The 12,726-nt window shown below is 58.4% G+C and carries 9 protein-coding genes; 4 read left to right on the top strand and 5 right to left on the bottom strand.

The window, feature by feature from the left end:
* Nucleotides 1-60 precede the first annotated feature (60 nt).
* Both FHS27_RS15200 and FHS27_RS15195 read left to right on the top strand, forming a co-directional pair.
* Nucleotides 61-1,299: an SGNH/GDSL hydrolase family protein gene (locus tag FHS27_RS15200; RefSeq protein ID WP_184305757.1), complete on the top strand. Its 1,239-nt coding sequence runs from the start codon at nt 61-63 to the stop codon at nt 1,297-1,299.
* An 85-nt stretch (nt 1,300-1,384) separates the two neighbouring features.
* Nucleotides 1,385-4,822, top strand: coding sequence for a PVC-type heme-binding CxxCH protein (locus tag FHS27_RS15195; RefSeq protein WP_246419833.1), 3,438 nt, complete (start codon nt 1,385-1,387; stop codon nt 4,820-4,822).
* Nucleotides 4,823-4,948: 126 nt separating this feature from the next.
* Here the strand turns inward: FHS27_RS15195 and FHS27_RS15190 are convergent, their stop codons facing one another.
* The 3 genes from FHS27_RS15190 to FHS27_RS15180 all read right to left on the bottom strand — a co-directional run bounded on the left by FHS27_RS15190 (nt 4,949) and on the right by FHS27_RS15180 (nt 8,478).
* Complete coding sequence (locus tag FHS27_RS15190) at nt 4,949-5,512, bottom strand: elongation factor P (RefSeq protein WP_184305756.1); 564 nt, start codon at nt 5,510-5,512, stop codon at nt 4,949-4,951.
* A 44-nt stretch (nt 5,513-5,556) separates the two neighbouring features.
* Entirely contained in the window at nt 5,557-7,047 is a 1,491-nt protein-coding gene (locus FHS27_RS15185; RefSeq protein WP_184305755.1) for an aldehyde dehydrogenase family protein, read from the bottom strand.
* A 120-nt stretch (nt 7,048-7,167) separates the two neighbouring features.
* A complete protein-coding gene (locus FHS27_RS15180) occupies nt 7,168-8,478 on the bottom strand; it encodes a BaiN/RdsA family NAD(P)/FAD-dependent oxidoreductase (protein ID WP_390853603.1) in 1,311 nt (436 codons plus the stop codon).
* Nucleotides 8,479-8,783: 305 nt separating this feature from the next.
* Between FHS27_RS15180 and FHS27_RS15175 the strand changes: the two genes are divergently transcribed.
* Nucleotides 8,784-9,692, top strand: coding sequence for a polysaccharide deacetylase family protein (locus tag FHS27_RS15175; protein ID WP_184305753.1), 909 nt, complete (start codon nt 8,784-8,786; stop codon nt 9,690-9,692).
* 14 nt (nt 9,693-9,706) lie between these two features.
* On the top strand, nt 9,707-10,969 hold the full coding sequence (locus tag FHS27_RS15170; RefSeq protein WP_184305752.1) for a glycosyltransferase family 4 protein: 1,263 nt from the start codon (nt 9,707-9,709) through the stop codon (nt 10,967-10,969).
* Here the strand turns inward: FHS27_RS15170 and rnpA are convergent.
* Both rnpA and pyrC read right to left on the bottom strand, forming a co-directional pair.
* The gene (gene rnpA, locus FHS27_RS15165; protein WP_184305751.1) at nt 10,953-11,348 is read right to left on the bottom strand and encodes a ribonuclease P protein component; all 396 of its coding nucleotides are present in this window, start codon (nt 11,346-11,348) and stop codon (nt 10,953-10,955) included. The two genes, FHS27_RS15170 and rnpA, sit on opposite strands and share 17 nt — an antisense overlap.
* The gene (pyrC, locus tag FHS27_RS15160; RefSeq protein ID WP_184305750.1) at nt 11,348-12,679 is read right to left on the bottom strand and encodes a dihydroorotase; all 1,332 of its coding nucleotides are present in this window, start codon (nt 12,677-12,679) and stop codon (nt 11,348-11,350) included. The genes rnpA and pyrC overlap by 1 nt, the downstream gene beginning before the upstream one ends.
* Nucleotides 12,680-12,726: the final 47 nt, after the last annotated feature.

Raw genomic sequence — 12,726 nt, 5'->3', positions numbered from 1 at the left:
TCGTCGCATACTCCACACAATGCAAAACCGCACCCAGTCATTGACCGGAAGATTCAACGCATGAAATTCATCATCCCGATTCTCGCGGTTTTCGGTTGCCTGATCGGAAACGGGGCCGCGTCCGCCGATCCGCCAATTCGTCCCGGTGACCATGTTGCCATCGTGGGCAATACGTTCGCTGATCAACTGCGTATTCACGGATACTTGGAAACGCTTTTGTTGCAAAAGACGTCCGACACACCGATCTCGATCCGTAACCTGGGTTGGGGCGGTGACATGTTGACCGCGAGAGACAGGCCGACAAACTTTCCGACCGAGGAGACCACGCTACGCGATCATCAAACCGATGTGATCGTCGCGTGCTTCGGGATGGGCGAATCATTCGCCGGTGAACGTGGCATCGAGAAGTTCAAGGCTGATCTCGAAGCGTGGATCGAGTCACATCGCGGCAAGAAATACAACGAAAAAACGGAAGTGCGGTTGGTTCTCGTTTCTCCGATCGCCTGCGAGGATCTCGGCCACCTGACACCCGATCTCGACGGACGCAATCGCGACTTGCAGTCGTACACGCGGGCGATGCGTGAAGTCGCTGAGTCAGCGGACATCGCGTTCATTGATTTGTTCGAACCATCGCGGTACCTAATGGACGAACAACAAGGCCCCAACCTGACCACCAACGGCATCCACCTGAACCAATACGGATACTGGGCGATCAGCCGCACGTTCTTTAATCAGCTGTTTCCCGAACACGACGAAACGCCACCGTGGCAAATGCGAATGGATGCGAACGCAAAAACAGGCACCGCCATCGGCGTCGAGCTCGCCGACATCGTGTCCGACGAAACAGGGCTCCAGTTTCGTGTCACGGAAACGACACCGCCGCACCTGCCACCACCCGTCGACAATCCGCTGCCACCGCAACTGGAGTTCCTACGAGACACGCTCGCCGTTGAAAACCTGCCACCGGGAACTTACGCACTCTCCGTCGACGGCGAACACGTCGCGACCGCCTCCGCCGATCAATGGACGAAAGGTGTCGCCATCGATGCCTCGCCCGCTCACGCCGAAGCCGAATCGGTGCGTGCGGCCGTCAACGACAAGAACCTGCAGTTCACGTATAGCTGGAAAGCACTCAACCAAGTCCACATTGTTGGCGAACGCCGATCGTCGCCGAGCGGACGTGCCTTGCCCGGCGAAGTAATTCAGTTCAGCGAACTCGCCAAAGAGCGTGACGCGAACCTCGCCAAACGCATTCGACTCGCGACCCGTCAATGGCGATTGAGCCGTGTCACTCAGTAACGGGCACCTCGTTGTCGGTCACGACCATGAAGCTCCACGTCGAAACTGCCCCACCACCGCACTCATTCCCCTTCGAATCAAATCCATGTTTAGTCATCACGTTATGCCGCATCGATTCTTCGCTTTGATTGCGTTTCTCGTTGCCTCCGTTTCGTTTCCCGGTGATGCGGCTGCGAAAGAATTGCCAAAGATCAAAACTGCCAATCAACGGGGAGCCGACCTGGATCTGATGAACAATCACGATCCCGCCTCCGAACGCGAAAACTTCGAATTGCTGCCGGGATACGAAGTCAACTTGTTCGCATCCGACCCGATGCTGGCTAACCCCATCCACATGCATTGGGATTCACGCGGTCGACTTTGGGTCGCCTGTTCGTGGGCATACCCGCAACTCAAACCGGGCGAAGTCGCCAACGACAAAATCATTATTCTCGAGGACACCGATGGCGACGGCGCGGCAGACAAATCAACCGTGTTCGCCGACGGGTTGTACTTACCAACGGGAATCGAATTCGCCAACGGCGGTTGCTACGTCGCTCAATCACCCGACGTTTTCTTTCTCAAAGATACCGACGGTGATGACGTCGCCGACGTGAAAGAACTGGTGCTCACGGGGTTCGGTATCGAAGACAGCCACCACTCCATCAGCGCGTGGCGGCGGGGTCCTGGCGGATGGATCTATTTTCAGGAAGGCATCTTCCTGCACGCTCAGGTCGAAACGCAGTACGGCGTCGTACGCAATTTCAACGGTGGCGTTTATCAATTCAATCCAAAGACGCAAGAACTCCGCGTCTTCTGCACCGGAACCGGCGGCAATCCCTGGGGACATGTCTTCGATCGATGGGGGCAGTCGTTCATGGTCAACAACCCGAGAATCATGTACCTCTCGCCATGGACGGGCAACAGCGGCGACAAACTGCAAATCAAACCTCTGATCAGCACAGAGAAGCAATGCGGCGGCGACCTCGCAACGGGCTCGCACATCGGTGACGATTTGCAAGGACAACTGTTAACGTGCCGGTTCAAAAGTCGAGCGGTCATTCGGTATGAGTTGATCGAAAACGGCGCCGGGTTTAGCGCTAACGTATTGCAACCACTGATGACGTCCAAACACCCGAACTTTCGTCCCGTCGATGTGAAGATCGGCCCCGACGGAGCGATCTATGTCGCCGATTGGTACAACTCGATCATCAACCACGCGCAGCACGATTTCCGTGACCCTCGCCGTGATCACGAACATGGTCGCATTTGGCGAATCACGCACAAGGAACGACCGCTCGTCACACCGACTCAGCTCACCGATTTGCCGCTCAACGAATTGGTCGAACATTTGCAAAGCCCTGAGGATTTCGTTCGTCATCAAACACGTTACGAACTCAGTCTGCGTGATCCAGACGAGGTCGTCACCGCAGTCGAAGCATGGGTCGATTCGCTCGATTCGGAAAAACCGAGCTACGACCAGAACATTGTCGAGGCGATGTGGGCGATACAAAACGTCGAGCGATCCAGCGAGAATGTGCTCACCCGCGTCCTCAATGCAGAGGACGGACACGCACGTTCCGCCGGCGCACGCGTGATTCGGTACTGGCATGCAGACCTGTCCGATCCGATTGCAATGATCGCTAAGGCCAGCGACGATCCGTTTCCTCGAACACGCATGGAAGCGGTGTTGTCGGCGGGCTTCATCCCACAAGCCGAGGCGTTCGTGGCGGCACTGAACTCGCTAAACCATCCTGGCGATTCGTTCCTCGACCATGCTTTGCCGCAAACGATGTCGGCACTGGAACCCTATTGGCGCCCAGCATTGGACGCGGGACGGTTGCAGTTTGCAAAACCCTCGCACCAGGAATATGTCGAACGAGGTGTCGGCGTCGGTCTGGAAAAACGTCTTACCGCTTTCCTCGACAACGACTCTCCCACCGAAAAAGAAATCGCGGAGATCCAATCGCAGATTCGCAAATCCGCGAGCGATGCGGACATCCGCACCTTGGTCGATGCGTTGACGAAAGGCCAATCGCGGTTGTCGACGGAAACCTCGCTCGCGTTGTTGGCGACGCTACAGGAGTTGTCTGATTCGAAATGGCCGAGATCGACCACTCGATCGCTCCGCAAATTGTCCACGCTGACGACTCATCCGAACGAAGCCGTTGCGGTTGCCGCGGTGCAAAACCTGGGAGCATGGCGTGTGGCCGGCCGTGCCGAGTTGGCCGGTCTGCGTGACAGTGGTCAACGAACGGTGGTCCGGAGGGCTCTGGCCGTTGCTCTCGCGAAAACGAACCCACGTTACGAATCGAATCTGGTGCAACTCGCCGGCGACGGTGACCTCGCCGGAAAACTCGCGGCAATCGCGGGACTCGCCCATTGCAACCTTGACCTCAGCGTCTCATTGAGCACAGAACTGCTGGCCGAAGATCCCGGCGACGCGGACGTCGTTCCACTCATCGAAGCAATCGTTCGCCAGCGTGAAGGCACCGAAGCGTTAAGCAAAGCACTCACCAATGCAAACATTCATCCCGCCGTCGTCTCACGGCTGCGCGAGTTTCATCGCGAAACCGGTTCCCTGCCCAACGCAATCATCGATCAGTTGCCCGCAGCGACGAACGCGTCGCTGAGTGCATCACTGCTCGCGGAAGATCCAGCGATACTGGCCAAAGACGTTGCCGAACATGGTGACGCCGCGCGAGGTGAACTGATCTATCGCCGCAAAACGCTCGCGTGCACCAATTGTCATGCGATCGGTTCGGCCGGAGCCGAGATCGGACCGAACCTTGTCGCCGTCGGGGCCGCCGCGAAGCCGGGATACTTGATCGAGTCGATCCTTCATCCGAACGCCGCCATCGCGGAGCATTACGAGAACAAACTCTTCCTGCTCGCCGATGGGTCCGTGCAGACAGGGATCGTGACCTTTCAAAACGACAAAGAGATCGTCGTGCGGGACGCCGCGGCAGGGGGCAAAGAAATTCGAATCGATGCGGACGAAGTCGAATTCGAGCGTCCGCAACCGTCCGCGATGCCCGCCGGATTGGCCGATCAACTCAACGACCGACCCGAGTTTTTGGACCTCGCCAAATTCTTATCCGTACTCGGTACACCCGGACCGTACGCCAACAACGAGACGCCCGTTTTCCGCAAATGGCGGTTGCTCGAGGCGTCTGAAAAGAGAACGGCCTTCGACGCGAAAACACTGCCTGCTGACGATGACGCGGCATGGATGACCGCGTACAGCAAAGTCGACGGCGTGTTGCCGCGCGAAGACATGCCCGCGAACGAGTCCGTGATCGCCCGTGGTTTCGTCAATGTGTTGGTGGCAGGCCAAGTCGAACTGGCGATCGAATCCGGCGGCTCACTCGAGTTCTGGATCGACGACCAAAAGTTGTCTGACCCCGCATCGCCGGTCCGCCTCGACGTCGGACGTCATGCCGTCACACTGCGACTGCGACCGAGCGAACACCCGCAGGGAATCCGAGTCGAGTTCAAACCGGCCGACGCCACGGTCCGCTTTCAAGCGGAAGGTGGCGTGTAACCGATTTTCGCATTTGTTACGACGCCGATCGTTTCACAACACGGCGTTTGCATTCACGGGAGCGCATCAGATGTTGCTCTCAACGACCGCGTGACACGCGCGCCGGCGGCACCAAGTTAGGCTGCACTACGCGCGGGCTAGGAAATCGCCCGTGCGGGTGTCAATTTTCAAACGCTCGCCTTCTTTGATGTACTCGGGGACCTGGACGATCAATCCCGTTTCCAGGGTCGCCGGTTTGGTACGCGAGGTCGCCGAGTTGCCTTTGACGCCAGGGTCGCACTGCGTGATGGTCAGCTCGACGGCGGTGGGCAATTCCAATCCCACGCAGGCGTCGTTGTAGATCATCGCACGGATGCCCTCCAACCCTTCGGTGATGTACGGCAGTTCTTCCTCGACGTCTTCGACCGGAACCTCGTACTGTTGAAAATCCTCTTTGTCCATCAAGAACAGGTGAGTCGGGTCCGTGTAAAGCATTTGGACTTCACGGCGTGAGAAGTCCGCTTCGTTCATCACGTCGGTCCCCTTCATCGTGATGTCGACTTTGTTCCGAGTCAGCAGATTGCGGGCTTGGAACTTGTAGAGTGTCGCGGCTCCTCGAGCCGACGGGGAGTTCACGGTAATGCCCTTGATCACACAAGGGTTGCCCTCATGAACCACGACGGTTCCCGTTTTTACATCTTTGGCGAGCATTTTGACTTTCGAGTGGAGGAGTTAGGAATAGCCGTGGTCGAACCTCAGCTCAGCGGTCGAACGACCGAAGTGCTACGGTAATAATCCATCAGCGTCTCCGGCGAAAGGACACCTCCGCCCATGCCGCTCTTATTCACGCCACCGTAAGGCACGCCTTGAGCGAAAACGTTGTGAGCGTTGATCCAACTGTTCCCGGCAACCATGGCCTCGGCGACCCGGTTGGCACGGTCTTTGTCGTTCGTCCAAACACTGTTGGCGAGCCCGTAGTCGGTGTCGTTGACCATCTCGATCGCCTCCTCTTCGTTCTCGAACGTCGCGATGTAGGCGACCGGGCCGAAAATTTCTTCACGGGCGGCAACGTTGTCGAGTGATCCGGAGAGCAACGCCGGCTGGATGTAGTTTCCTTTGAAACCGTCCACTGGGGCTTCTCCACCGCCGCACAAACAAGAGGCGCCACCGGCCTTACCTTTTTCGAGATACCCGAGCACGCGAGAACGCTGGTTCGCGTTGACGACCGGTCCCATGTCGCTGTTCGGGTCGAGCGGGTGTCCGACACGAATGGTTGCCATTCGCTTGACGCATTCCTTGGTGAACTCGTCGTAAATGTCGCGATGAACCAGCCAACGCGTTGCGTCACAACAGACCTGTCCGGAATGGAACGTGATCGCACCGACCAATTTCTCGGCGGTCTCGGCAACATCGACGTCATCGAACACAACCGCTGCACCTTTGCCGCCGAGCTCGAGTTTGACTGGCACAAGATTCCGGCCGCACGCTTCGCCGACCAAGCGACCGACTTCCGGCGACCCCGTGAACGACATGCGTTTGATTTGCGTGTTATTCGAAAGCGCCGCGCCCGATGTCGCCCCGCGACCAGTGATGACGTTGATCACGCCGTCGGGCACACCGACTTCTTTCGCCAAACGGGCCAAATAAATTGCGGACAGCGACGTGTCTTCGGCGGGCTTGATGACCACCGTATTTCCGGCCGCCAGCGCCGGCGAGATCCCCCAACCGATCAACAGAAACGGAAAGTTCCAAGGAAAGATAAACGCACAGGCGCCCCACGGTTGCCGATACTTCCACGCGTCGAAACCGGGAGCGTCGATCTTTTCACGCGTCTCGACTTTGTCTGCCAAACCGACGAAGTATCGCAGCGTGTCGACAAAGTTCTGCACGTCCCCCTGAGCCTGGGCTTCGATCTTTCCCGCATCGAGGGCTTCGATTTGGGCGATGACCGGTTTGTGTTCTTCCACCGCGTCGGCGAGCCGCAACAGGATCGCACGGCGATCCGACTTCGACAGTCCGGACCAAGCGGGAAAGGCGTCCGACGCGAGTTGCACGGCGCGATCGACTTCTTCGGCACTGAGGTCGTGAATCTCCGCGATCGTCTCACCCGACCCCGGATCCATCGTCTTCACCATCTGGCCACTGGCGGCGGGAAAATTCTTGCCGGCAACAAAGCTCGGAAACGGACTCTGGCTCAAGAACGCTTCGACTCCGGGCAGCAATTGAGTGGTGGCGGCGACGCTCATGTGTTGATCTCGCGAGAGTGAGAGGGGATGAATCGCATTGCTTTCGTTTAAGTATACCGATTCTATCGAGGAGGCTGGAGACCGCCGTAAATTCGGGCGTGCCCTTTTCGCCTCACGCGTCTATTTGGATTCCGGCAACTCAGAAATCGGTTCGGATGCCGCGATTGCCGCCGCCCGCCCGGTGCTGAACGCGGCTTGAAAGTTGTATCCGCCGATCCATCCGTCAACATCGAGAACCTCGCCGGCGATGTACAACCCGTCGACACGGCGACTGTGCATGGTCCGGGGATCGACATCCTTCAAGGACACGCCGCCCGCGGTGACTTCCGCCTTGGCAAACCCGCGAGTGTCATGGACGGGCAGTTTCCACCGTTTGAGATGTTCGATCAGCTGATTCAGCGACGCGGCTGAGAATTCCGCCAGGGGTTTGTCACCGACCTCGGTCCTCGCACCACACGCAACAGCGACTTCGTTTACCAATCGAGAAGGCAGCCACGAGGAGATCATGGACGCGACCGTTTGTTTCGCCGACGAACCGCTCCGACGAGAAAACATTTCTCGCAATTCGGACTCGGCAACCTCGGGAACCAGATCCAATTGCAAACGTCGATCTCGGATCGATTCCGCGGCGGTCATCGTGCCACTGACGTCCATCGCCGCCGGTCCTGAAAAACCAAAATGCGTGAACAACCACGACGCGCGGCGACGAACGAGCGGACGTTTCGACGACGCGGTCGCATTGTCGTGCACCTCGGCAACGACATCGTCCAGCGTCAAACCTGACAAACCACGCGTCGCATCGGTACCACCGACCAGCGGCACCAACGCGGGTCGGGTGCGGACGATCGTGTGCCCGAGCCCCTCGAGCCATTCGTAGGCGTCCCCCGTCGTTCCACATCCAGGCCAACTGCGTCCGCCGGCGGTGACGATGACACGATCCGCAACCAATTCGTGTTCCCCTTTGGGGGAACGCGTCGCCACGATCCACTCGCCCGCGTCGGTACGCCGGATACTCTGCACCGGCGATTCCATTTCCAACCGCACGCCCGCATTGATCATGTCCCGGTGCAACGCATCACGCACATCGAGGGCTCGGTTGCTGAGAGGAAAAATTTTGCCGGTTGCCTCCCGTTTCGTCGCAACCCCGAGGCGTGTGAAGTGCTCGATCACTTCGGTCGGAGTGAACTTACCCACACTCGGTTGCAGAAACCGTTTTGCGTGCCCGAACGCTTCCGTGATCCCGCGTGCATCGGTGTCGTGCGTGAGATTGCACCGGGTTCCGCCCGACATCAGGATTTTCACTCCCGTCTTTCGATTCTTCTCCAGAAGAGTAACATCACACTGTCGTCTCGACGCCACCGCCGCGGCCATCATCCCAGCCGCACCGGCACCAATGACGACAATCCGAGGAGCACGCGAGGTAGGAGACACGGTCATTTTCGAGGATGAGAAGAACGAAACGATACGCGACCGGATCGCGCAATCGATAGAACAGGCTTAACCTACACAATCAGACATCATTTCACATTGAGCATGGAGACAGTTTGACAGGGATACCGCTCGGGGGGCAGGCGTGACTTACAAAATAGATAGCGACGGTGATCGGCCTCGGCCAACCCCCCGCTCATTTCGTGTCTGGCCTCTTCCGCTCGCCGATTGCCCCTCTCGTGAATCTCTTTCGTTCCCTCGCCTTGAGCACTCGATATTCGTTGAGTCGTCATCGACGGGCGATACGAATGCGCGAACTCACCGAGGAAAACCGTGCTCCGATTTCGGTGTTGTTCTATCACCGGGTCGCGGACACTCACCCGAACGAGTGGACCATTTCGAGAGACCAATTCGTCCGGCACATCGAATACTGCCGCGAACATTTTGAAATCATCTCGCTCGGTGAAGCGCAAACGCGACTACAACAAAAACGTTCGCCTCGCCCGGCGATCGCCATCACGTTCGACGACGGCTACGCAGAAAACATGCGTTTCGCCATCCCGTGGCTGATTTGCAACCGTATCCCGTGCACGTACTTCGTCGCGACCGAACACGTACGTAGCGGACGACCGTTCGCACATGACGTTGAGAATCGATGCCCGCTCGACGTCAACACGATCGAGCAACTGCGTGCGGCATCCCATTGCGGTATCGAAATCGGACTGCATACGGCCAACCACGCTGACTTCAGTCGCATTACGACGCGCAGCGAACTCGAGACCGAAATCGTTGACGCTAAGATGGATCTCGAAATCATGATCGGCGAACGCGTCAACTACTTCGCCGTCCCCTACGGACTGCCGCAACAAATGCGTCCCGCCGTGATGCAAACCGCTCGTGATTGTGGCCTGCGTGGGATCTGCAGCGCGTACGGCGGTTACAACATGGTCGGCGACGATCCGTTTCACATTCGACGCATCCATGGCGACCCCGATTTCATCCGTCTCCGGAATTGGCTCAGCTTTGATGAACGCAAACTACGTCAAACCCCAAAACTGCCGACCGAAGATGTGATCGCCGAACGCGAATTGCGATCACCGTCTTCGGCGTGCCCCGTGAACAATCGCACCGCGATCGTGACCGCGGCCGATTTGCTCGAGAACGCATCACTCCTCGGTGGTTCGTCGCTCCTTCCAAAAACACCTCTTCAAGCCTAACTGTTCTGTTCTATATGACTCGATTGAGCCATCCACTTACCTGCTGTTTCGTTATCACGTCGATGCCCGTCGGTGGCGCTGAAACTCTGCTCGTCAATCTAATGCGTCGCATGGATCCCGATCGCGTACGCCCCGAAGTCATCTGTCTCAAAGAGGCCGGACCACTCGGCGAAGAGATCGCGGCCGAATTCCCCGTCCACTCGGGATTAATCGGCGGCAAGTACGACGTGGCGGTGGTTTCACGCATCGCGAAACTGCTGCGAAAGCGTGGAGCCGACGTGGTGATCACGGTCGGCGCCGGTGACAAAATGTTTTGGGGACGTCTGGCCGCTAAATTAGCGGGTGTCCCCGTGATCGCTTCCGCATTGCACTCGACCGGATGGCCCGACGGCGTCGGCAAACTCAATCGATTGCTCACGCCCATCACCGACGCGTTCATCGGTGTCGCGCAATCGCACGGGAATTTCTTGCGAGAATTCGAAAAGTTTCCTGCCTCGAAAGTTAACGTCATTCGTAACGGAGTCGATTGCGATCGGTTCTGCCCTGATCCGGATGCCCGTCAATCGGTCTTCGACGAACTCGGAATCCCGGCAAACGCCCAAGTCATCGGACTCGTCGCGGCCCTGCGTCACGAAAAGAATCACTCCATGCTAGTGAAAGCGGCCGCGAGGTTGCGTGAGTGGCACCCTGACCTGCACACGCTGATCATTGGCGAAGGCCCCGAACGCGCGACGATCGAGCCGCTTCGGGAACAACTCGGGGTTGTCGACCGCGTTCATTTGTTGGGTAACCGATCCGACACGCCGCGTCTGCTCGCCGCGATGGATGTCTTCACGTTGTGTTCGCTCAACGAAGCCTCCCCGGTATCAATTTTGGAAGCACTCGCCTGTGCCACCCCCGTGGTATCCACCAACGTCGGATCGATCTCCGAAACCGTGATCCCCGACCACACCGGGTTGCTCGTCGAAAGCGAAGACGTCGAAGGATTCGCCAACGCGATTTCGCAACTGCTCAACGATCCCGGCACTCGCCGATCGATGGGCGAACAGGGCCGAGAACTCGTGATCGAGACGGGATCTCTGACGTCGATGGTCGACGGTTACGAAAACCTGATGCACCGCATCTATGCGGAAAAACGCCCGTCGATGATGAAACATGCCGCTGACGTGACCAGCGATTGCCATGTCACGCCTCAGCCCGCCCCGCACGTGACACGATTGCCCGCGGTACAACCGCACACCGTCGCATCGTCGTCCAACGTCATGACGACTTCTTAATCCGCTTGATCGCCTTCACGGCCAACCGTGGCAACCCGCGGCGAATTTCCGTCCATCGGAGCTGCGCGTCTTTCTTGGGCCGCACGACGAGATCGTAACCGTCCGGAATCCCCGCACGTTGCGTGCGGAACGACTCACGGATCAAACGCTTCCATTGGTTTCTCGCAACCGCGTTGCCGGTCTTCTTCGGGATCGTCACCCCCAAACGTGTCGGCGCGGTGCATCGATCGTCCGCCGGATTCTCGATCGGTTCACTACCACGCGGCAGCGCGAACACAACAAGTGTGCCGTCGGCAGCACAGCCACCGCGCCGAAGGGCGCGAGTGAAGTCATCGCCTTTGACGACCCGAAGCGATTTCGGGAATTCGTTACCGGCCATTAAGCGACGATCGCCGACTCTTCCACACAAACAAACAGCAACCGTCCGCCGACGATCGTGTGCGTGACTCGCCCAAAGAGTTCGCGGTTCTCCATCGGCGTGCTTTGGCAGCGGGACATGAATTCGCTCGCCCGCACCGTCCACGAGGATTCAGGATTGATGATCGCCACGTCCGCGGGGGCACCAATGCCCAACGTTCCCGCTGGCAGTTTTGCAATCTTGGCAGGGTTCGTCGACAAACATTCGATCGCACGGGTCCACGAAAGAATGTCCGTCCGGATCATATCCGTCACAACCGCAGCGAACGTCGTCTCTAATGTCGCGGCACCGAACGGCGACTCATCGAGGTCGTTGCCCTTTTTCTCGCCCGCGCGAGGCATGTGACCCGATTGGATCGCGTCGATCGTGCCGTCGGCGACCGCTTGTTGCAGCGATTCCACGTGCGCGGGACTTCGCATCGGCGGGTGCACTTTGAAACGGGCGTCAAACGAACGCAACAACGCGTCGCTGCCGTGAAGGTTATGCGGGCACACCGAAGCGGAAACCGCGATCCCGCGACTCTTCACCCGGCCGATCATGTCGATCGCCCCCATCGTACTGACCGGGCCGATATGCAATCGCCCCTTCGTCGCTTCGGCAACGCGAACATCCCGTGCCACCGCGAGATCTTCGGCCTCGGTCGGTAACCCCTTCAACCCGAGAACCAACGAGACCTGACCGTCGTGCATCACGCCGCCTTCGGCCAACCCGGGCACCTCCGGCCGATCGAATATTGGCAAGTCGAACATGCGGCAATAATCCAACGCCCGTTTGAGCAACGCGTCGTTGGGCATCGGACGTGGCGAATCGCTGAAACCGATCGCGCCCGCTTCGGCGAGAATCGCGAGCTCGGCCATTTGTTCGGCCTCACGTGACTTACTCAAACACGCAATCGGATAAACCCGAACGCCACCGACGCGTTGAGCGATTTGCGTTACCAATTCTACCGCGGCGGCGGAATCGATCACCGGGTTCGTGTTACTGCAACAGAGCACCGAGGTGTAACCGCCGGCGAGAGCCGCGTCGCTGCCCGTTTGGATTGTTTCGTCTTCCTCGCGTCCGGGTTGACGCAGTTCCGCACCGAGATCAACCAACCCCGGCGTGACAACACGTTCGCGGGCGTCGATCCAGTGGGCATCGCCGGGCACGTCCCCGTTACTCGGATCGATCGCCGCAATGTGACCGTCCACGATCAGCAATCGAGCGATGCGGTCCATGCTGTGAGCCGGATCGATCACGCGTCCGCCATCGATCACGATCGGTTGGATAGGCGAAGAAGTATGAAAAGGCATGGCAGGACGTCGACGGGGTTTACGTGTTCGTGTGTGGAATAATTTCA

The organism is Aporhodopirellula rubra, assembly GCF_014192335.1.
Classification (GTDB): domain Bacteria; phylum Planctomycetota; class Planctomycetia; order Pirellulales; family Pirellulaceae; genus Rhodopirellula; species Rhodopirellula rubra.
Note: the sequence above shows the minus strand (reverse complement) of the source record. Positions and strands in the feature narration are given on the sequence as shown.